The 19787-nt window shown below is 70.8% G+C and carries 19 protein-coding genes; 12 read left to right on the top strand and 7 right to left on the bottom strand.

Going from position 1 to position 19787, the window contains the following annotated elements:
• Positions 1-120 precede the first annotated feature (120 nt).
• On the bottom strand, positions 121-609 hold the full coding sequence (locus ACFV5H_RS11170; protein WP_385050917.1) for a carboxymuconolactone decarboxylase family protein: 489 nt from the start codon (positions 607-609) through the stop codon (positions 121-123).
• A gap of 204 nt (positions 610-813) precedes the next feature.
• Between ACFV5H_RS11170 and ACFV5H_RS11175 the strand changes: the two genes are divergently transcribed.
• From ACFV5H_RS11175 to ACFV5H_RS11185, 3 genes are all read left to right on the top strand, one after another.
• Entirely contained in the window at positions 814-1152 is a 339-nt protein-coding gene (locus tag ACFV5H_RS11175; RefSeq protein ID WP_385194182.1) for a GNAT family N-acetyltransferase, read from the top strand.
• Between the two features lie 499 nt (positions 1153-1651).
• Positions 1652-2311: a hydrolase gene (locus ACFV5H_RS11180; RefSeq protein ID WP_385050913.1), complete on the top strand. Its 660-nt coding sequence runs from the start codon at positions 1652-1654 to the stop codon at positions 2309-2311.
• A 276-nt stretch (positions 2312-2587) separates the two neighbouring features.
• A complete protein-coding gene (locus ACFV5H_RS11185) occupies positions 2588-2881 on the top strand; it encodes a hypothetical protein (RefSeq protein WP_385194184.1) in 294 nt (97 codons plus the stop codon).
• A gap of 161 nt (positions 2882-3042) precedes the next feature.
• Here the strand turns inward: ACFV5H_RS11185 and ACFV5H_RS11190 are convergent, their stop codons facing one another.
• The 6 genes from ACFV5H_RS11190 to ACFV5H_RS11215 form a co-directional block, all read right to left on the bottom strand.
• Entirely contained in the window at positions 3043-3351 is a 309-nt protein-coding gene (locus tag ACFV5H_RS11190; protein WP_385050909.1) for a hypothetical protein, read from the bottom strand.
• 178 nt (positions 3352-3529) lie between these two features.
• Positions 3530-4333: an SDR family NAD(P)-dependent oxidoreductase gene (locus ACFV5H_RS11195; RefSeq protein WP_385194187.1), complete on the bottom strand. Its 804-nt coding sequence runs from the start codon at positions 4331-4333 to the stop codon at positions 3530-3532.
• A 478-nt stretch (positions 4334-4811) separates the two neighbouring features.
• The gene (locus ACFV5H_RS11200; protein ID WP_385050905.1) at positions 4812-5381 is read right to left on the bottom strand and encodes a DUF6328 family protein; all 570 of its coding nucleotides are present in this window, start codon (positions 5379-5381) and stop codon (positions 4812-4814) included.
• Positions 5382-5814: 433 nt separating this feature from the next.
• The gene (locus tag ACFV5H_RS11205) at positions 5815-7590 is read right to left on the bottom strand and encodes an endo-1,4-beta-xylanase (protein ID WP_385194189.1); all 1776 of its coding nucleotides are present in this window, start codon (positions 7588-7590) and stop codon (positions 5815-5817) included.
• Positions 7591-8637: 1047 nt separating this feature from the next.
• On the bottom strand, positions 8638-9048 hold the full coding sequence (locus ACFV5H_RS11210; protein ID WP_385050901.1) for an FKBP-type peptidyl-prolyl cis-trans isomerase: 411 nt from the start codon (positions 9046-9048) through the stop codon (positions 8638-8640).
• Between the two features lie 303 nt (positions 9049-9351).
• Positions 9352-9516, bottom strand: coding sequence for an integrase (locus ACFV5H_RS11215; RefSeq protein WP_385194191.1), 165 nt, complete (start codon positions 9514-9516; stop codon positions 9352-9354).
• A 477-nt stretch (positions 9517-9993) separates the two neighbouring features.
• On the opposite strand from ACFV5H_RS11215, the gene ACFV5H_RS11220 reads away from it, so the two are divergent.
• From ACFV5H_RS11220 to ACFV5H_RS11260, 9 genes are all read left to right on the top strand, one after another.
• Positions 9994-10254 carry a hypothetical protein gene (locus ACFV5H_RS11220; protein WP_385050897.1) on the top strand — a complete coding sequence of 87 codons (261 nt, stop codon included), beginning with the start codon at positions 9994-9996 and terminating at the stop codon, positions 10252-10254.
• Positions 10255-11297: 1043 nt separating this feature from the next.
• A complete protein-coding gene (locus ACFV5H_RS11225; RefSeq protein ID WP_385194193.1) occupies positions 11298-11648 on the top strand; it encodes an NADH-quinone oxidoreductase subunit A in 351 nt (116 codons plus the stop codon).
• Positions 11639-13066 (top strand): hypothetical protein, encoded by a 1428-nt coding sequence (locus ACFV5H_RS11230; protein WP_385050893.1) that lies wholly within the window; start codon positions 11639-11641, stop codon positions 13064-13066. Before ACFV5H_RS11225 ends, ACFV5H_RS11230 begins: the two co-directional genes overlap by 10 nt.
• Positions 13059-13988 carry an NADH-quinone oxidoreductase subunit H gene (locus ACFV5H_RS11235; protein ID WP_385194196.1) on the top strand — a complete coding sequence of 310 codons (930 nt, stop codon included), beginning with the start codon at positions 13059-13061 and terminating at the stop codon, positions 13986-13988. Before ACFV5H_RS11230 ends, ACFV5H_RS11235 begins: the two co-directional genes overlap by 8 nt.
• Before the next feature lie 20 nt (positions 13989-14008).
• Positions 14009-14578: an NADH-quinone oxidoreductase subunit J gene (locus ACFV5H_RS11240; RefSeq protein ID WP_385194198.1), complete on the top strand. Its 570-nt coding sequence runs from the start codon at positions 14009-14011 to the stop codon at positions 14576-14578.
• The gene (locus tag ACFV5H_RS11245; protein WP_385194200.1) at positions 14575-14880 is read left to right on the top strand and encodes an NADH-quinone oxidoreductase subunit NuoK; all 306 of its coding nucleotides are present in this window, start codon (positions 14575-14577) and stop codon (positions 14878-14880) included. The genes ACFV5H_RS11240 and ACFV5H_RS11245 overlap by 4 nt, the downstream gene beginning before the upstream one ends.
• The gene (locus tag ACFV5H_RS11250) at positions 14877-16826 is read left to right on the top strand and encodes an NADH-quinone oxidoreductase subunit L (protein WP_385194203.1); all 1950 of its coding nucleotides are present in this window, start codon (positions 14877-14879) and stop codon (positions 16824-16826) included. Before ACFV5H_RS11245 ends, ACFV5H_RS11250 begins: the two co-directional genes overlap by 4 nt.
• A 4-nt stretch (positions 16827-16830) precedes the next feature.
• On the top strand, positions 16831-18336 hold the full coding sequence (locus tag ACFV5H_RS11255; protein ID WP_385194205.1) for a NuoM family protein: 1506 nt from the start codon (positions 16831-16833) through the stop codon (positions 18334-18336).
• A complete protein-coding gene (locus ACFV5H_RS11260) occupies positions 18333-19757 on the top strand; it encodes an NADH-quinone oxidoreductase subunit N (RefSeq protein WP_385194207.1) in 1425 nt (474 codons plus the stop codon). The genes ACFV5H_RS11255 and ACFV5H_RS11260 overlap by 4 nt, the downstream gene beginning before the upstream one ends.
• Positions 19758-19787: the final 30 nt, after the last annotated feature.

Consider the following 19787-nt stretch of genomic DNA (forward strand, 5'->3'; position numbering starts at 1 on the left):
GACGGCGGCGTCGGCAAGATGCTCGACCTGGCCGGCGCCAACCCGCGAAACCTGCCCCGCCCCTGAGGCGGTCCCCGTCCACAACGAGACCGGGACCGGTTTCGTTGTGGACGGCCGCCTCTACTTGTCGTGAAGCGGCGGTACGGGGTGCTTGCTCATGATCGACACACGATTGAACGCGTTGATGGTGACCGCCACCCAGATCGCGGCTGAGATCTGGTCCTCGGAGAGAACCTCCCGGGCGGCCTCGTAGGCGGATGCCTGGGCCGTGGCGTTCACCGGATCGGTTGTGGCCTCGGCCAGGGCCAGGGCGGCGCGCTCCGAGGGAGTGAACAGGCCGGTGTCCCGCCATGCGCTCAGAATTCCGAGTCTCCGCGGTGATTCACCGGTGCGCAGGGCCGCTCCGGTGTGCACGTCGAGGCAGTAGGCGCAGCCGTTGAGTTGCGACACGCGGAGGTTGATCAGTTCCACGGTGGTGCGGTCGAGCCCGGCCTCGGAGGCTGCTGCTCGGACCGCCTCCGAGACCTGCACCAGGGCATGGAAGGCCTTGGGGCTCTGTTTGTCGATGAAGACCCTGCGGGGCGGGGAGATGTGGGTGCGGTCGCTCATGTCGGGGCCTCCTTCGGGCCACGTTCGAAGTGGCCTGTGCTCGTGCGGGTGCTTCGGCCAGCGGCCTGCCCTGTGGCATCATAGTTGATGTGACAACCAAATTATGTGAGAGGTGCTCTCGGTGAGCAACGCGGAAGCCGAACGCCGTCATCACGCCGCGCCGGAACCCGCCGGCCTGCTGACCTCCCCTGTGAAAGGCACACCATGAGCGAACCCTCCATCACCGCGGTCGTCGAGCGTGCGGACGCCGGTCGCCGGTACGAGATCCTGGTCGACGGCCGACGTGCCGGTCTGACCGCCTACCGTGACCTGGGCGTGCGACGTGTCTTCTTCCACACGGAGATCGACGAGACCTTCGCCGGCCAGGGGCTGGCCCCACGGCTGGTCCAGCAGGCACTCGTCGACGTGCGCGCATCCGGAATGCGGATCGTCCCGGTCTGCCCCTACGTCGCCAAGTTCCTCAAGCGACACGATGAGTTCGCGGACATCACGGACCCGGTCACACCCGATGTCCTGCGGTGGCTGAAGACGCAGCTCGGCTGAGCGGACCTGACCTGCCGACTCCTTCCCCTCCCGGCAGAGGGGCCACGACCGGGTCGGCCCCGGCCGGGCAGGCGCAGTGGACGACACGGACGGTTCGTCCGTGTACCGGGCGCACTTCACCCCACCCGCCCCGAACCCCGCCGCTTCGTGGCCCCGGTCCGAGTCCGAGGTGGGCGTACGAGCTGGCAACAACCTTTCACATCAATGGTGTTGCGGAGCGCGGGGGTGTACGCATCTAGTTGACACGTCAAGTTTCGATGTTAATGTAGATGACACATCATCAACTCGACCGGACGGGCCGCCGCCGAGTATGCGAGCCGTCTTCATGCGGAGGCCGAGCCCGCTCGTGACGCGATGTCAGCCGATGCGGCGTGGTGATCGGCCGAATCGGCCTCGGGGTGACCGCGCGGACGCGTACGGCTGTGTTCCGGCATCGATATCGACAGCGTCCGTCCGAGTGCTCCGAACCCACGGATACGAAGACCCGGAGAGGGACCCCATGAGCAACGAGACGAAGTCCGGACTGCAGGCGCTGCTGACGCCCGAGGAGAGCGTCGTCGTCCTGATCGACCACCAGCCGTTCCAGTTCGCCAACCTGCACAGCCACGAACCCACGATGATCGTGAACAACGCTGTCGGCCTGGCCAAGACCGCCAGGCTGTTCGACGTGCCGACCATCCTGACGACCGTACTGGAGGAGCGTGGCGGCCACCTCATCAAAGGGCTCCAGGATGTGTTCCCGGAGCAGAAGCCGATCGACCGCACGTGGGTCAACACCTGGCAGGACGAGCGCGTCGTCGACGCCGTCAAGGCGACCGGCCGCAAGAAGCTGATCATCGCCGGCCTCTGGACGGAGGTCTGTGTCGCGATGCCGGCGATACAGGCGGCGGGTGAGGGCTTCGAGGTCTTCGTCGTCACCGACGCCTCGGGCGGTGCCTCGAAGGAGTCTCATGAGATGGCCGTACGGCGCATGGTCCAGGCGGGAGTGGTACCGATCACCTGGCTGGCCGTGATGAGTGAGTGGCAGCGCGACTACGCGCGTGAGAAGACGCTCCCGGCCCTGACCGAGGTCCTGCTCCAGCACGGGGGCGCCACCGGCGTCGCCTTCGGCTGGGAGACGCAGCTGCTCGCCACGGGACGCGCCGGAAACGACGCCTGACACGGCTGAGGAGCAGGCGCCCGTCACTATCGGGTACCGCCTGTCGCTGACCGGCCCCCTCGTGGACAACGGCCGGTCAGCCCGCCTCGCCCGTGAGAGCCGGCGCGAGGATGTCGAAGCTCGCGGTGGACCGCCCGGCCGTCCGGCCGAGTTCGTCCGGTCACCGGTGGCCGCACCCGTTCCCGGATCAGCCCCGACCAGTGGGATCAGGATCCGGGCCGAGTGCTGACTCCGGAGTCGAACCGGCTGATGGACATGTCCTCCCGAGAGATCCGCATGCCCCTCGACGAGGTCGTGGCAGTCCTGCAGGACCTGAACGAGTTCGTCGTTTCCCTCGACCGACTCGGATCCCGCCAGGCATCCGGAACCGCCGACGAGTACACCGTCGGCACATTCGTCGCCGACCGGGATGTCGCTCGGCGATTGGCCCGCGCCCGACGCGTCATCGGTGTCGCGCTGGATGCGCAACTGAGCGAGGAGGACGACGCCGAGATCGACGCCCGGTGCGACCAGGGCCGCTTCCACGGCACGGACAGAGCCACCGGTCCCTCCACCGGCCGGTCCGGCTGAGACGGCGAGCGCATCGGACGATCAGCCGTCAGCCCCCACGGCGCCACGAGTCCGACCTCGGTGGAGACACGGTTTCGGACGCACGGATGACGACCGACGGGTCCGGCCCGGGCCCTTGTCCGTGCGGTGCCGCTGACGGACGGGGCTTCCTGCCCAGTCGCTCACGGTCGGGGGTTCGTGCGGCGCCACCGGGGACGGGCGTCGCTGCCGCGGCGTCCTGCGACAGAGGCACAGCGGGGGCACACGCGCCGGACGCGGTCCGCCGCGCCTCCGGATTCGGGGAAGGTGTCCTGCCAGACCACATGCGAAAAACGGATCAGTTCCGAGCGGCTCAGGGACAACCCGCAAACGGTCTGGTTCAGGCCCGGCTCCCAGGCGTGCACCTCGCCCGCGGGCAGCCGGCGGCGGCCCTCCTCCCGGTCCGTCCACTGTCCGGTGGCGGCTACGGCGTACTGCTTCACGCGCGTCATGGTGTTCCCTCCTGACCGTCCGTGGTACCCGAACCGCCGGGCGTCACCCGTGCCGTGGTCGTGTCCCGCAGCGGCGAGTCCGCCCCGTCTCTCGGCCCCGCGACGGCCTGTGGCCGGTTCCGGCTGTCCCGCCCCGGCCCCGCCGGCACGCGGTCGTCCGCCGTGCGGACGAGCCGGGTCAGCTCCCGCCCCGGCGGGCCGCCGTGCGGATCGCCAGTTCGGCCGCTGCCAGACCGTCGATCGGGGCCGGGCCCTCGAGCCCCGGCACACACACCACCTCGCCGGTGTCCAGCGCGGCCAGTGACGCGTCGACGACTTGGTCCACGGGCATGCCGCCGTCCTCGTGCACGGACTGGTTCCGCCCCGGGACGGGCTTGTCGCCACGCGACCGATGGAACTCGGTGGCGGTCAGCCCGGGGCACAGCACCTGGATCCGCAGCGGGGTGCCGGCCAGTTCGGCGGCGAGCGTGCGGGTGAAGGTGACCACGTAGCCCTTGGTGCCGCCGTACACCGCGCGTTCGGGCAGCGGATGCGGCGGCAGCGCGCCCGCGAAGGCCAGCTGTGAGGCCACGTTGACCAGGGTGCCGCGCCCGCGTTCCAGCATGGCCGGGACCGCGGCCCGCGTGAGCGCGGTGACGGCGAGGACGTTGAGGTCGAGGATCTTCGTCATGAGCTCCGGTTCGAGTCCGGCGAACGGACCGTAGCCGTTGATCCCCGCGTTGTTGAGGAGGAATCCGATGTCGTCGCCCGCCGCACGCCGCGTCACCCGTGCCAGGTCGTCGGGTTCGGACAGATCGGCCACGAGGGTCTCCACCACGGTGCCCGTCGCCTCGCGCAGTCGCTGCGCGAGGTCGTCGAGCCGCCGCGCCCTTCTGGCCACGAGGACGGTGTCCCACCCATGGGAGGCCAGCCGTCCGGCATAGGCCGCGCCGATGCCGGAGGAGGCTCCCGTCACCAGGGCCGTGCCACGTCGTGTGCTCACTGGTGTACCGCCTTCTGTGCCGACGGTCCGCGGATGTCGTGATCGGTGACAGGTGTCCCGGGCGAAAGCCCCGTACACGAATGAAACCGAAGGCCACGCACGAGTACCCGCCGCACCGGGTGCCGGAACACGGCACCTGAAGGAAACTCCTGACGGGCAAGGGCGTCCTCGGCGCCGGCGCCGGACGCGGTCCGGAGACGGACACGCCCGGGAGGCCCTCGCCGACGGCCGACGGCCGACGGCCGCTTCGGACACATCTACGCTCCGGTCGACAACGCCGGGAACTCCTTCGCCGGCCACTTCGCAGATGCGCCGACGGACCGAGACGAACCTCCGGAGCGGCGCGCCGACCACACCGTCGAGCTCCCCTCCCTCGCAGGTCCTGTCGCCTGTAAGTCCGACGTGGAGGACCGGGCGGAATCCCTGCGCTTCGGTGACGAGCCGACGGTGCCCCGCCCTCCCGTGTGCCCCCGGAGCGTCATGCGCCGTCGGTGCGCGAGCGCCGAGCGGCGCGGTGCCGCAGGCGTAGCGGCAGCGCGTACCAGCACAGGCCGAACCACAGCATGACCGCGCCGACGAGTACTTCGGCGAGGACGCCGGGGACCACGAAACGGAGGATCAGCAGGAGTGTGCAGCCGATGGTCAGCGCGAGGAGGACCATGCCGCACATCATCAAGCGGCAGGCGGCCTCGACCACCTCGTCCTTCATGCGCTGTCCGGACAGGAAGCGGTGGATGGAGACGGGCGCTATGAGAGATCCGGTGGCCGCGGCGCCGAGCACCACGGTGGTGACGTAGATGGCGTGGTCCAGTGTCCCCAACTCCCGGAACAGCGGGGTGAAGGCCACACTGAGCAGGAACCCGAAGAGGATCTGCACGCCGGTCTGGGTGACCCGCGTCTCCTGCAGGATCTCGTTCCAGCGGCGGTTGACCCGCTCACGCGGTGTTTCCGGCGCTTCGGCACCGGCTTTCGGACCGTGGCTGTCGTGGCGCGCGCAGCAGGCGGTTTCCTCCCCAGCCGTCTCGACCGGCTGCTCCGTCATGGTCATGGCATCCTCCATATGTCCAGGCGGCTCGTCTGCCCCGTCCTCACTCCCTTCATGCAGGTCATGGGCGCGGAAGGGCTGATCCGGTGCGGCGGGCGGCGGAAGCGCCGGGTACGACCGACGGCTCCGTGTGAAAAGGGCCAAGAGCGTCTGCCGGGGCGCGGCACAGGAGCGTGCCGTAGGCGCCGGCCGATGCCACGGACCGTGGACGTCCGGCCCGTCCTGGAAGAAGAAGCGGGACTCCTCCGGATTTCGTCCCGGTGCTCGCGGCAGCCACCCGTTGTCGCGCCGCCCGGCGCCGTCCGGATCGTGAACGTCAACCACGTCGTGGCCGACCACGTCCACCGGGTGCGCCGGCAGATCCACTCGAACACGCACAAGCCGGCGAACAGGAGTCCGTCACTCCCGGACCACACCAGCCCCGCGAACTGCGGAATCAGGATGAAACGGTCCCACTGGTCGTTCGCGGTGTTCGCCGTACCTGTCCAGTACCTGAGCGGCGAGCGTCGTCCAGGACGTCACGCAGTGCCCAGTAGGCGGGTTTCACCTCGTACGTCGCGTCCCAGGGAAGAGCGTTTCCCGGACTCGGGGGATAGTGCCGCAGGTCAGCCGTGGAGCCGTACTTGTCGGTGAAACCCCAGGTCGAGAACGAGGTGCAGTTGGGTTCTTCGCCGCAGACTGCGAGTTTCCCCGCCAACTGGCGGGCCTGGACGTCCTCTTCGTCCTCGTCGACGAGGACGTCCGCCTCCGAGACCCGGGCCTTCAGGCCGAGCCCGGCCAAAGCCCGGACCTTGCGTCGGAAGACCTCGGGGTCGGTACGGTCACCGACGGCGTATTCGTGGTCCTGGAAACCGACGCCATCGATCGGAACGCCCCGCTCCTTCAACCGGATCAGCAGCGCGTAGAGGGCATCCCAGCGTGGACCGTCCTCCTCCACCCCGTACTCGTTGAGGTACAGCACCGCGTGCGGGTCGGCCTCGCGGGCAGCACGGAAGGCGATGTCGATGTACTGCTCACCCATCGCTTCGAACCACAACTGTGGCCGCACGCCCCGGTTGCCGTTGGAGTAGTCCTCATCCTCGTCGGACATGGGCTCGTTCACCACGTCCCATTCCGCCACCTTCCCCCGGAAGTGGTCCGCTACCGCGCGTATGTGCTCCACCATGACGCGCCTGCGTTGCTCGTGCGTCATCTCGGTACGCATCCATGCGGGCAGGGCTTCGAACCAGACGAGGGTGTGGCCGTGCACCTTCATCCTGTTGGCCTCGGCGAAGTCCACCAAGGTATCGCCTTCCGCGAACGCGAACACGCCGCGTCGAGGCTGGACGAACTGCGGCTTGAAGTCGTTCTCCGGCGTAAGCATGGAGAACTCCTCACCCGCCGTCCGGCGGTAGGCGCTGTCAGTCAGCAAGGGGCCCGCGGCCAGGGCGGTTCCCATACGGATCGGGCGTGGGAGAACCGCCGCCAGATCACGCATCGCATCGCTGGACCGGGGCACTTGCAGGCCAGGCGCGTCCACGACGGACATCCGGCCCCGTCCCAGTGACCGCGCGTGGAGATCGCTGAGGGTCCAGCCCTTCCCGAGGGCTCCCGCATCCGCGCCGAACCAGATGCGGCCACTGCCGAAGACGTCCCGTGCGGGAACGGTTCCCACGACCCTGCCGTCGGCCTCCAGCACAAGCCTGTTCGCGCGGACTTCGACGGCGAGGCGGACTTCGAGCCCCAGGCCGCTCCCGAAGGTCCGGGTCATCGCAGGTCTGTCGGAGTCCCCGTCCCAGCGGTCGATCCGGAGCCTCCCGCCGACCACGCCGATGCGCACGCCGCGCCGTTCGTGGCGCCATTCGTCGTAGACGACCGGCGTCTCACCGTACAGATGCAGGTAGGCATCCGTGTCATCCGTACGCCGCAGGCCGGCTTCGATCCGGACATCCCCTCGGAACACCAGGTGGGGACCGCGCAGGTTCACCGGTGGGTTCGGCTGTCCGCCGGTACCGTCCTGGCGTGTGATGCGCCGGTCGAGGGGTGTGACCCGTACCCCTGTGTGCGTGGGCTTCCCGCCGGCGAAGTGAGCCCAGTCCCTGCCGTTCAGGAGGTCCTCCACAGGTCCCCCTGCGGGCGCGGAGGTGCCGGCACGGTCCCCCGATACACCAGCGACCAAGGCACACACAACCGCGATGACAGCGCTCTTTCGAAACCGCATGAACAGCAGCACTCCGTATCCTCAGCCCGTCTTCCGACGGCATCGCCGCCCTCAGCCACACTGTCGCCGAGCACCGTCCTCCCCAGCCGCGGCAAGAACGGTGCGCAACCGATCGCGCCGCCCCGCTGTGCCTGATCGCCATTGTTTCAGGTGCGAGTGGGGGGGATCGTCGGTCACCTCTGGACCCGGTGTTCGCGAGGACGAGGAGGGCCCGCAGGAGGGTGGTCGCGTGGCGGGCGTTCGCGCGGACCCTGGTCGGGATGCGCCAGGAGTTGAGGTGGGCGAACCCGTGCTCGACGGCGGCGCGTTCGCGGCTGATCAGCCGGTTCGCTTCCTTGATCTCGCTGGACCGGCCGGGCCGGGCGGAGGAGATACCGGCCGGCTCCGTGCGCGACAGCTCCGCACGTTCCTCCAGCTCAAGCCGCTGCTGCACCGTCCACGTCAGCACATCCGTCATGCCGCGGAACCTACGCGGCCGGCCGCCGGGCCCGCCTCGGACCGCCCGACCTCACCCGTGACAGACGATCACGTCCTGCCGATCTCGCCCCCGACCAGCCGGAGCCCACCGGCCACGACCCACACCAGGGCCCATGACCTGCGATTCTCAGGATGGAACGCGCTCAATGGGAGATGCCCGAGGGAGGAGTGTGCGGCGCCCGACTCGTACGTACGACAGGGGAGCCCCGTATCCGCCATGCCGCCTCCCGGCAGCGATACCGGATGCATGGACGCGACGATCACCGCCCCCCGTGCCGAGGTGCTGCGGGATCGCTATCGACGTCCAGGCCGCCTCCCGCCACCGCTCCACCGCAGACCTCGAATCCCTGGGCCGCCGTCGCGCCCACGACGAGTTCGACCTCGAAGACCTCCGGGACCGGCTGATCGGCGCGGACTGGTACGAGGACGAGGACTGCACCGTGTACGGGCTCACCTCCCGGCAGATCGAAGAACTCAAGGCGTGGGCGCTGGAGTGGGCGGAGGATCCGGGTGCGCGGATCCATGACGAGAACGCCCGGGGCGAGGGCGAGGGCGAGGGCGCGGAAACAGGAACGGTCCGGGTCAGCGGGCGTTGCTCCAGCCGCCTGCGCCGGCGGAGTACGAGTCGAGCAGGTCCACCACGAAGACCAGGGTCGAGCCCGCCGGGATCAACGGCGAGGGCGACTGGTTGCCGTAGCCGAGACGCGGGGGAACGACGATCTCGCGCCGACCGCCGACCTTCATCCCCCTCAACCCCCGGTCCCAGCCCTTGATGACCCTGCCGCTGCCCAGTGCGAACTTGAAGGGCTGGTCACGGTCCCAGGAGGAGTCGAACTCCTTCCCGGTCTCGAAGGTCACCCCGACGTAGTGGACCCTGACCACCGTGCCCGGCTTCACCTCGGCCCCGTCCCCGACGATCAGGTCCCGGACGGTCAGTTCGGCAGGCGCGGCACCCTCCGGGACGTCGACCTCGGGCTTCGTCAGTTCACTCATCGCAGTTCCGTCACTCTCCGTCGCAGACCCTCGTGCGGGCCGACCCGGCCCATGGACACTCCATGCGGCAGAGGATCACGCTAACGCGCATGCCGGTTTCCGGAGCGCACCGGATCAGTGGCCGCGCATGGCGGTCCGCCGCACGAGCCCTCGCACACTCGGGCGGGACGCGGTGGCTCGGGTCGCACGGCAGCCGCCCGGGCGGGAAGCGGCGCAGAGGGTCAGGGCCGACGCGCGCCGTTCAGCCGACTGCGTCGAGCCGCGCCGCCGCCCGCAGGTCCCTGAGCAACGGTGACGGCAACGTCAGCGGACAACTGCTGTGGCGGGCGAGTCGTCAGGGCCGTCGTCGGTTGAGTTGAGGGCGATGCCGAGGGTGTCGACGGCTTGGCGTTGCAGGCGGAGTCGGACGTGGGCGTAGGCGCCGGTTGTGACGCCGATGTGGGCGTGGCCGAGTCGCTCGTTCTCCACCTCTCCCGTTCCTGATGTCCCGTCAGGTAAGTCGGCACCTGATCGGCACCAGTCCCCGAACTGTCCGAGACGGCTGCCCGGACAAGCGCCCGGTCTGCGGCGTCACCACAGCCTGCCTCGCACAGAAGCCCAGGCGGGAAGCCTGCTCGGTACGGTGCACGATGTTCCGCAAGGTCTTCGACCGGGAGGCGTGCCCGTGTACGGTGAAGACCGCCCTTGACCTGGACAAAGCAGGCAGGGAGCCGTCTTCCAGGAGTCCAAAGTGCTGCGAACGATGTTCAAGTCCAAGATCTAGCATCTGGGTGTTTGTGCAGGTCAGAGGCGTAGTAGGGTCGCTCGGGTCAGCAAATGGTCAGCATCGGGTGCGAGGGCGTCCTGGCTTGCTGACTTGGTGACCGCCGTGGCGGGGGGCCTGGGCGCAAAAGCCCGGCTCCCGCTCGGAAGGTGCGTCACGTGGCTCGTCAACTTGCTTGCGGTATGGGCTCGTTCTTCACGGACTGCGGCTGTGTCAGGCCGACGCGGTGCCTACGCCCGTACACGATCCGCTTCCGCAACGGTCTGGGGAAGCAGGTCGAGGAGGGCGGGTTCGACACGCAGGACGATGCGATCGAGCGCTTGACGCAGATCTGTGCGGAGAAGAAGCGCACGGCGCCGTCTGTCGCGGAAGCGCGCCGGGGACTGGGGCAGAAGACGGTCGCGGAATACGCGAAGCAGTGGCTGCCCCGCAGCGCCGGATGACCGAATATTCAACGGGCGAGCACGTCAACAGCTCACAGAAGCAGGCATGTGGGAAGCGGCCTGATTCGATGCTGAGGTCAGCAGGTTCTTCGTTTGCTGGTGGTGCACGCTCGCCGTCGCCACTGACCGGCGACAAAAAGGGTGCAATCGTCTGCTGCTGAGCCGACTTGGTCCGGACCTTGGTCCATGATCTGTGGTGTTGGCGTGCGAGTCCTGCGCTACGACATGGCATAGGTGGTAGAGACCGTCCGCGGGCGTTCTGGCCAGCCCTGGACGAGCGCGTCATACCCGGTCAGGGCGTTGCAGACCCGGGGGAGCGACGCAGTCGGTGACAGGAGCGTGACAGCGGTGTCCGACGAGTAGGCCCGCAGGCTGCCGTCCGGGAGGCCAGGACACGACGACGACACCCGGTCCGTAGAGCTGCCGCCGTTCAACGCACCGTGCGGTCGAGGCCGAGCGGTGGCCGACGAAGCACTCGGCGGTTTGCGGCGTCCGGCGCGGTGTTACCCCTACGTGGACGGCATCAGTCGTCGCTGGACACCGCTGGAGGCTTCTGTCGTGACCACTGCTGTCCGGGCACGCTCGATACCCGTGCTGCCGATTCGGGCGGGTGGACCGGGAGAAGTGCCACGGCGCGGACAGCAGCCGCGCGGACGAGTGCGCCACCGTCTGCAGAGCCGGGCGACGAGTGTGAGCGCCAAGTCGGCCGGCACGAGCACTGTTGCATGGGCGCCGAGCGTGCAGTCGCTGCGAGCAGGCGTGTCCACTCCACCGCATTCGGGATGAACGGGCCCGACAGTGGTGGGGCGGCAGCCTGCTGGTCCCCGGGTCCGCCCGTGCCGCACACGAGCCGGCGGGTAAGCGGCCGGATGGTCCGTGAAGGAATGCCCGCTACACCCCGGGGGTACGCGGCGCGCCAGTCATGTCCCGAGGAGGCATCGCATGGCCGTGAGTGAGAGGACGTTGGCGCACGCGGGGCGCGGCGACCGGATCCTGCCGGGCTCGTCCGGCCGTTCGGTCGCCGCCCGGGCGGGTGAGGGCGCATGAGCGGCACGACGGCGGCCCTGTCGCTGCTCGGCATCGCCCTGATCGCCGTCGGCGGTGTGTACGGGGCGGCGTGGGCGGCGCGGATCGGTTCCGGCACGCCGGACGCGGCGCCGTTCGGGTCCGGGCTGGAGCCCACGGAACACGCGGTGAGCCGGTTCCATGTGCGCTGGTACACGGTGACGATGCTGTTTCTCACCTTCGACATGGAGATGGTCTTCATGTATCCGTGGACGCGCGTGATCTCCGCCATGGGGCCGAGCGCGGTGATCGAGATGTTCGTCTTCCTCGCCGTCCTGGTCACCGGGGTCGTCTACGCGTGGCGGGAGGGCGCGCTGCGATGGACCTGACCGGCCTGGCCCTGCGTGCCACCGCGGCGCGACCGCGCGTGCTGCTGGCGACCGTGCCGGGCGGGGCAGCGGTCCGGCTGGTTGCTGAGCGACTGCTGAGAGCGCGCGACTGGCCACAGGCGTCCACTCCGGCGCAGGCCGATCTCCTCCTCGTGGCCGGCCCCGACCTCCTGGAGTTGCGGACGGCGCTGGAGCGGCTGTGGCGTGACATGCCCGCACCGCGTGCCCGGGTGCACGCCCGTACGGCTGATGAGGTGGAGGCCGCGCTGGACGCCGGCCGTGCCCTCCTCGGTTCACCGGCCGTCCAGCACGAGTCGGCCGCACCCCCGGCCGAAGCGGGCGGACACCGGGAGGCAGAACACGGCCCGCGGGAGCGGCACGAAGGTGATGACCAGGCTCCCGGCCACGACGGTGACGGTGTCGGGGAGGGGGAGGCCGGCCGGGCGGATGACGCCCACGGCGGGCCCGACGGCGAGCACGCCCCGCACGCGGCCGGCCAGGACGAGGCAGCGGGGCACGGTGACGGGGGCCAGCCCCACGACGGCCAGGACGCCGACGGTCACGGTGACCACGGGGGACACAGCGGTCATGGCGGTCACGCCGGCGGACAGACGGACATGCCGGGCGGGCTGCCGATGGCAGAGCAGGGCGCGGACCGTGACGGCCTGACGCTGGATCAGCTGCATCTGCCGCTGGGGCCCTTCCTGGCCGACTGGACCGCGGGCCTGACGGTCCGCCTGGTGCTGCAAGGCGACGTGGTCCAGCGGGTCGACGTCGACGAACCGGCAAGGCCATCTGACGACGCAGCGGCCGAAGCCTTCTGGGTGCAGCCGTGGCTCCGGGCGTCCTCGGGTGAGCCGGTACCCGTGGGGGAGGCGGTGCGCCGGCGCGCGGCAGCGCATCTCGACAGCCTGGGGCGGCTACTGGCGGTGGCGGGCTGGCCCGCCGAGGCGGTGCGGGCCCGGCGGCTGCGGGACGACCTGCTGTCCGGCGCGCCTCGTGCCGCTGTGGCGCCTCGGCTGGAGCGCTTCACCCGCAGGGTCGGCAGGTCCCGCACCTTGGCGTGGCTGACCCGCGGCATCGGCGTCGTCACGGCGCGGAAGGCGCGGGAGGCCGGGGTGGGGGGTCCGGCGGCGCGGGCCGGCGGAGATGTGACCTCCCGCTACCGGCAGTGGCTTGCCGACATCCGGCACGACCTGCCGCGGCTGGAGGACCCCGCGCCTCTGGATGTGGCGGTGGAGGACAGCCCGCGTGGTCCCTGGAGTGCCCAACACCCGCCGTCGGCCGCCCTGATCGCGCTGCTGCCCCGGTTGCTGGAGGGAGCCGAGCTTGCTGCCGCCCGCCTCGTCGTGGCCAGTCTCGACCCCGACCCGGACGAACTGGTCTCCCGCGGCGTGGTGGAGGTGGCGCGTGGTTGAGGCGGGGGAGTGGTGGACGCTGCTGGCCGCTCCGGGACTGCTGGTCGTCCTGGCGGCGCTGGCGGTGGCCGGGAACGCGGTGCTGGACGCGAGGGACGCGGGCCGGCCCGTCGGCGTCGCCGGCGCGGTGCGACCGTTTCTCGGTGTGCCACGGGCGCTGGTGGCGCAGCCGCGGCGGCTGCCCGCCCAGGACCGGCTGCTGTGGCGGACGGGTGTGGTGACCGTGCCGGTGGCCGCCGTGCTGTCGACGCTGGTCATCCCTTTCGGCGGCCATGCGGTCGCCGATCCGTCGGTCGGGATCGTGTGGTTCAACGCCATGGAGGTGCTGGTCTGGGCCGGGCTGTGGCTGGCCGGCTGGGGGCCCAACGCCGCGTTCTCCCTGATCGGTGGGTACCGGTTCCTCGCTCAGGGCCTGGCCTACGAGCTGCCGCTGATGTTCGCGCTGATCTCCGCCGCCACCGGTGCCGAGTCGCTGCGGGTGGGTGACATCGCCGCCGCGCAGGACGGGCTGTGGTACGCGGTGTGGATGCCGGTCGCCTTCGCCGCCTATCTGGCCGGTGTGCTGGCGTTCAGCTTCCTGGGCCCGTTCGCCTATCCGGCGGGCCGCGACCTGGCCGGCGGTGTCCTGGGCGAGGTGTCCGGGGCGGACCGGTTGCTGCTCCAGGCCGGCCGGTGGCTGTGGCTCGCGTCCGGCGCGGCCATGGCCGTGCCGCTGTTCCTGGGCGGTGGGGCCGGGCCGGGCTTGCCGTCCTGGGCATGGTCGCTGGTCAAGACGCTGCTGGTACTCGGTCTGCTGGTGTGGGTGCTGCGGCGGCTGCCGGTGGTCCGCGCGGACCGGTACGTGGAGTTCGCCTGGGTGGTGCTCATCCCGCTGACGATCGTGCAGGCCCTGGTGCCGGCTCTGGTGAATCTCCACCGATAGGACAAGGGAAGGACCGCTTCATGGGCACGACCGACACCGTGCTGCTGGTGGCTCTGGGAGTGCTCGCCCTGGTCTTCGGCGTGCTGGTGTTCACGCTGAACTCGATGGCCCGGGTCACCTTCTCACTGCTGGCGTCCCTGGTCTGCGTCGGCGGCGTCACGGCCGTACTCGGCCTGCCCTATCTGGGCGTGGTCATCGTGCTGATGATGGTCATGGAGATGGTGATCATGGCCGTGTTCATGATCGCCTACATGATGAACCCGGCCGGTCTGATGCCGATGTCGATGCTGCACAACAAGCGCGGCGCGCTCGCCGTCAGCGGCGCCGTCTTCGCGGCGCTGGTCGCCGGGATCTTCCTCGTGCCCTGGCCGGGCCGCACCGGGTCCCGGCCCCGGGACACGACCTTCCAGGTCGGCAGGGCGCTGATGGCCGAACAGATGCTGACCATGGTCATCCTGGGGTTCGTGCTGCTGGCCACCATGGTCGGCGCCACCGTCCTCGCCACGCACCGGGGCCGTTACGACCGCTTCGGCGACGGCCTCGACCAGCGGCCGGCCAAGGACCCGGCCGGCGGAGGGGTGGGCCGGTGACCTTCGAACTGATCCTGGTGCTGGCCGCGGGCCTGTTCTCCACCGGCCTCTTCGGTGCGCTGTCCCAGCAGTCCATCGTCATGATCATGATGGGGGTCGAGCTGATGATCGGCGGCGTCATCGTCGCGGCCGCCGACTTCTGGCACTTCCTCGCCCCCGGGGCGCCGAGCGGCCAGGTGGTGATCGTGGCGGCCGTGGTCGCGATGGCGGTGGAGATGGCCATGGGATTCGCCGTGACCACCGCGATCTACCGCGCCCGTCAGGTCGACATGACCGACATGGCCGACGAGCTGAAGGGATGAGCGCGGTGATCTGGCTGCTGATCTCCCTCCCCCTCGGCGCGGGAGCGGTCCTGGGCGTGACGGGAACCCGCTGCAACCGGCTGGTTCCCGCTCTCGGTGTGGCGGTGGCCGTGGCGACGCTCGGTGTGGCGGTCGCCGCCTCGGTGGCCCGGCCTCAATCGAGCGCGCCGCTGTTCGCCGGGCTGCGGGCGGGTCTGGCGGTGGACGGGCTGTCCGCGTTCATGGTGGTCACGGTGGCGGCGGTCACCACCGCCGTCCTGGCCTTCGCCGCGGGCGAGTTCGGACCGGACGAGAACCGGGGGCGGCTCTTCGGCCTGATGCTGGTCTTCTCCGGGTCCATGCTGGCCACGGTCACGGCGACCACGCTGCCGTTGCTGCTGATGGCCTGGGAGGTGATGGGCGCCACCAGCTGGGCGCTGATCGGCTACTGGTGGCGCCGGCCGGAGCGGGCACGGGCAGCGGACACCGCCTTCCTCACCACCCGTACCGCCGACCTCGGCCTGTACCTGGCCGCCGGCGCGGCGATCGCCGGCGGTGCCGGCTCGCTGGACCTTCAGGTTCTCCCGGACGCCACCTCGCCATGGCTGCACGTGATCACCGGAGGCGTGGTCATGGCCGCGCTGGGCAAGTCGGCGCAGCTGCCGTTCTCGTTCTGGCTGTCGCGGGCCATGCAGGGCCCGAGTCCGGTGTCGGCGCTGCTGCACTCGGCGACCATGGTCGCCGCCGGCGCCTACCTGCTGCTGCGCCTTCATCCCCTGCTGGCCGCCACGGGCTGGGCCGGCCCGCTGGTGGCCTGGACCGGCGCCGTCACCGCCCTCTGCCTGGGCGTGGTCGCCGTCGCCCAGCGGGATCTGAAGCAACTGCTCGCGGCGTCCACCTCGTCCCAGCTCGGGTTCATGGTGCTGGCCGCGGGCAGTGGCGGCATCGCCGCCGGCACCACCCAGCTCATCGCGCACGCCGCCACGAAGTCAGGGCTGTTCCTCGCCGCCGGCGCCTGGCTGACCGCGCTCGGCACCAAGCACCTGCCGGCCCTGCGCGGCGCCGCCCGCACCTACCGTCTGGTCGGCGCCGCCTTCGCCGTCGGCGCGCTGGCACTGGCCGGACTGCCGCCGCTGTCGCTGTGGGCGGCCAAAGACGAGGTCCTCGCCTCCGCGTACGCCGAGAGCACCGGCCTGTACGCCGTGGGGCTGGCGGCGGCCGCCGTGGCCGCCGTGTACAGCATCAAGGCCCTGTGGTACGTCACCCGGCCGCTGCCCGAGGACCCCGGGGCCGGCTACGACACCGAGCGGGACGGCACCCGGCGTACCGCCCGCACGACCCCTGCCCCGCTGCTCGCTCTCACCTTCGCCGCCGCCGTGCTGGGAGTACTGGCCCTGCCCGGACCGGCGTCCTGGCTGAAACGGCTGGTCGGGGCGCCGGACGAGCCGGCGCCGAAGCCGTGGGAGGTGGGCCTGAGCGCCGGAGTCGCGTTCGCCGCCGCGGGCCTGGCCTGGGCGTGGGCATCCCGCCCGGCGCCCGTGCCGCGTCCGGTGGTGCGATGGGCGATGGGATGGCTGCACCTGGAGCGGGCCGCGCACGCGGTGGTGGTACGGCCCGTCCTGGGGCTGGCGCGGGCACTGGCCGCCTTCGACGACCGCGTCGTCGACGGCGCGGTGCGCCAGATCGCGCGCGGCGGACTCGCCACGGCCAGGATCGCCGGCCGGGTGGACGACGACGGCATCGACGCCGCGGTACGGCAGACCGCCCGCGGCGGGCTCGCCGGCGCCCGGCTCGCCCGGCGGGCGGACGACGGCGGCATCGACGCCGCCGTGGACGCGGTCGCCGCCGGCGCCCGCGGTCTGGGCCGGGCGGCACGCCGGCCGCAGACCGGGCTGCTGCACCAGTACTACGCCCAGGCCGCCGTGGGCTTCGCCGTACTCGTCCTGATCGTGCTGTTGGTGAGGTAGCCCTGTGCTGAGTGTCGTCACGTTCCTGCCCCTGCTGGTCTGCGCGCTCCTGCTGCTCCTGCCGCGGACGCTCTCCGACAGGACGTACATCCGGGTGTGGATCGCCACGGCCGCCGTCGACCTCGCACTGGTCGTCGCCGTCTGGACCGGTTTCGACCCGGGGCAGGGGATGCAGTACCAGCAGCGGGTGCGGTGGATCCCCGGCGCCGGGGTCGGCTACCACGTCGGAGTCGACGGCCTGTCCCTGCCCCTGGTCGCGCTGACCTGCCTGCTGTTCCTCGCCGTCGCCGTGTACTCCCTCAAGGAGCGGCAGCGGGTGCGCAGTTACGTGTGTCTGTTCCTGTTCCTGCAGACCGTCAGCCTGGGCCTGTTCGTCGCCCAGGACCTGATCCTGTTCTTCGTCTTCTTCGACCTGTCCATCGTCGGCATGTTCTTCGTGATCGCCGGATGGGGCCACGGCGAGCGGGGCAGGGCGGCGGCGCTGAAGTTCTTCCTCTACACCTTCATCGGCTCGCTCGCGCTGCTGCTCGGCTTCATCGGCCTGTACCTCGCCGCCGAACCCCACACCTTCGACCTCGTCGACCTCACCCGCGCCAACCCGCTCGCCGGCCGCGGCCCGTACGCCGGCCTCGTGCTGCTGGCCATCGGCGTCGGACTGGCGGTCAAGACCCCGACCGTGCCGTTCCACACCTGGCTGCCGCCCGCCCACACCGACGCCCCCGCCGCCGGCTCGGCGATCCTCGCCGGGATCCTGCTGAAGATGGGCACCTACGGATTCGTCCGCATCGCCATGCCCCTCCTGCCGGGCAGCTGGCGCCGGTACGCCCTGGTCTTCGTCGTCGTCGGCGCCGTCTCCGTGGTCTACGGGGCGCTGGTCGCCCTGGCGCAGACCGACTTCAAGCGGATGATCGCCTACACCTCGGTCAACCACATGGGGTACGTCGTCCTCGCCGTCGGCGCCGCCGGGACGCTGGCCGGCACCGACGCCCAGGCCCGCTCCCTCGCGGTCACCGGGGCGGTCACCCAGATGGTCAGCCACGGCCTGATCACCGGCGCCCTGTTCCTGCTGTCCGGCGTGCTCTACGACCGGGGGCGGACCTACGCGATCGACGCCTACTCCGGTCTGGCCGCGCATGCCCCGCGGTTCGCCGGCGTCACGGCCGTCGCGGCGTTCGCCAGTATCGGCATTCCCGGCTTCTCCGGGTTCATCGCCGAGTTCCAGATCTTCACCGGCTCCCTGGCCTCCCGGACGGTCGCCACCGCCATCGCCCTGACCGGCATCCTGATCACCGCCGCCCTGTTCCTGCGCGCCCTGCGCACGATGTTCCTCGGCGTCCCGCGACTGCCGAGCACCATCCCCACCGCCGGTATCAGCGACCTCGAACGCGCCGAGACCCTCCCGACGGTGACGCTGCTGGCGGTGGCGCTGGTGATCGGCGTCATGCCGCGCTGGCTGCTGGACGTCATCGAACCCGCCAGCCGCACGGTGATCGAACTGGTGGCCCGGTGAACGAGAACCTCGCCGCCCTCGTCCCCGAACTCGCCCTGCTCGGCACCGCCGTCACCGGCCTGCTCGCCGGTTCCTGGCTGCCCCGCCGACGGCAGTGGATCATCGCCGTCCTGGCGGCAGCCGCCTGCGCGGCCGGTCTGGTCGCCACCGGCGTCACCCTGGCCACCGACCGTGAACAGACCGTCTTCGCCGACGTGTTCGCCGTCGACACCGCCACCGGCTTCGGCCGCCTGACCGTTCTCGGCGCCCTGCTCCTGATCGTCGGCATGTCCGTGGAAACCGTCCGCGGCCACAAGCGCGAAACCGAATACTGGGTGCTCCTCCTGCTCACCGGAGTCGGCACCCTCGCCCTGATCGGCGCGAACGACCTGCTGACGCTGTTCGCCGCCTACCTGCTCGCCAGCATTCCCGCCTACGCCCTCGCCGCCTACGCCAAGGACGAACGCGGCACCGAAGCCGCCCTGAAGTACTACCTCATGGGCGCCCTGCTCGGCACCACCATGCTCGCCGGCACCGCTCTCCTGTACGCGGCCGGCCACGCCACCCTCTACCGCGAACTGAACAGCGCGCTGCCCACCGCCGCGTACGGGCTGGTCGCTGTCGGGCTCATCGGCGTCCTGGCCGGCCTCCTGTTCAAGGCGGGGGCGGCACCCGCGCACTTCTGGGTCCCCGACGTCACCGAGGGCGCCCCCACCCCCGTCGCCGCCTACGTCACCACCCTGCCCAAGATCGGCGGCCTGATCGCCGGCTTCCGCCTGCTCCACCAGGCCCTGCCCGGCACCGAGATCAACTGGCCCCTGCTTCTGGCCGTCATCGCCGCCGTCACCATGACACTGGGTAACCTGGCCGCGTTCTTCCAGAGCTCCGTCACGCGCCTGCTCGCGTACTCCACCATCAGCCAGGTCGGCTACCTCCTGATGGCCCTGGCCGTCGCCACCCGCAGCGACCTCGCCCAGAAGAGCCTGCTGTTCTATCTCGCCGCCTACGCCGCCACCAACCTCGCCGCCTTCGCCGTCGTCACCGAACTCCCGCACGCCCGCACCCTCGACGACTACCGCGGCCTCGCCCGCCGCCACCCCGGTCTCGCCGCCGTCCTCGTCGTCTGTCTCCTCGGCCTGGTCGGCACCCCGCCCACCGGCGTCTTCCTGGGGAAGCTGGAGATCTTCAGCGCGGCCGTCGACGGCGGCTTCACCTGGCTCGCCGCCCTCGCCGTCGCCAACACCGTCGCTTCCCTCTTCTACTACCTGCGCTGGCTCGCTCCCTTGTTCCGGCTCACCCCCGCCGAGCCCCCGGCCACGGCCTTCGCCGTCTCCGGCCGCTGGTCCGCGGCCACCGCCTACACCGCAGGCGCCGCCTCCCTCGTCCTCGGCGTCGCGGGCGGGGCCGTCCTCCCACTCACCACGGGACCACTCCTGCCCTGACGTGGGCTGAGCCGCTGCGCGCCGGGGCCT

This window comes from Streptomyces sp. NPDC059787, from assembly GCF_042732315.1.
Classification (GTDB): Bacteria; Actinomycetota; Actinomycetes; order Streptomycetales; family Streptomycetaceae; genus Streptomyces; species Streptomyces atrovirens.

Coding starts and splice junctions, on each gene's coding strand:
- ACFV5H_RS11170 (WP_385050917.1), bottom strand. CDS start 609: ATGAGCGACCGCACCCACATCTCCCCGCCCCGCAGGGTCTTCATCGAC.
- ACFV5H_RS11175 (WP_385194182.1), top strand. CDS start 814: ATGAGCGAACCCTCCATCACCGCGGTCGTCGAGCGTGCGGACGCCGGT.
- ACFV5H_RS11180 (WP_385050913.1), top strand. CDS start 1,652: ATGAGCAACGAGACGAAGTCCGGACTGCAGGCGCTGCTGACGCCCGAG.
- ACFV5H_RS11185 (WP_385194184.1), top strand. CDS start 2,588: ATGCCCCTCGACGAGGTCGTGGCAGTCCTGCAGGACCTGAACGAGTTC.
- ACFV5H_RS11190 (WP_385050909.1), bottom strand. CDS start 3,351: ATGACGCGCGTGAAGCAGTACGCCGTAGCCGCCACCGGACAGTGGACG.
- ACFV5H_RS11200 (WP_385050905.1), bottom strand. CDS start 5,381: ATGACCATGACGGAGCAGCCGGTCGAGACGGCTGGGGAGGAAACCGCC.
- ACFV5H_RS11210 (WP_385050901.1), bottom strand. CDS start 9,048: ATGAGTGAACTGACGAAGCCCGAGGTCGACGTCCCGGAGGGTGCCGCG.
- ACFV5H_RS11220 (WP_385050897.1), top strand. CDS start 9,994: ATGGGCTCGTTCTTCACGGACTGCGGCTGTGTCAGGCCGACGCGGTGC.
- ACFV5H_RS11225 (WP_385194193.1), top strand. CDS start 11,298: ATGAGCGGCACGACGGCGGCCCTGTCGCTGCTCGGCATCGCCCTGATC.
- ACFV5H_RS11230 (WP_385050893.1), top strand. CDS start 11,639: ATGGACCTGACCGGCCTGGCCCTGCGTGCCACCGCGGCGCGACCGCGC.
- ACFV5H_RS11240 (WP_385194198.1), top strand. CDS start 14,009: ATGGGCACGACCGACACCGTGCTGCTGGTGGCTCTGGGAGTGCTCGCC.
- ACFV5H_RS11250 (WP_385194203.1), top strand. CDS start 14,877: ATGAGCGCGGTGATCTGGCTGCTGATCTCCCTCCCCCTCGGCGCGGGA.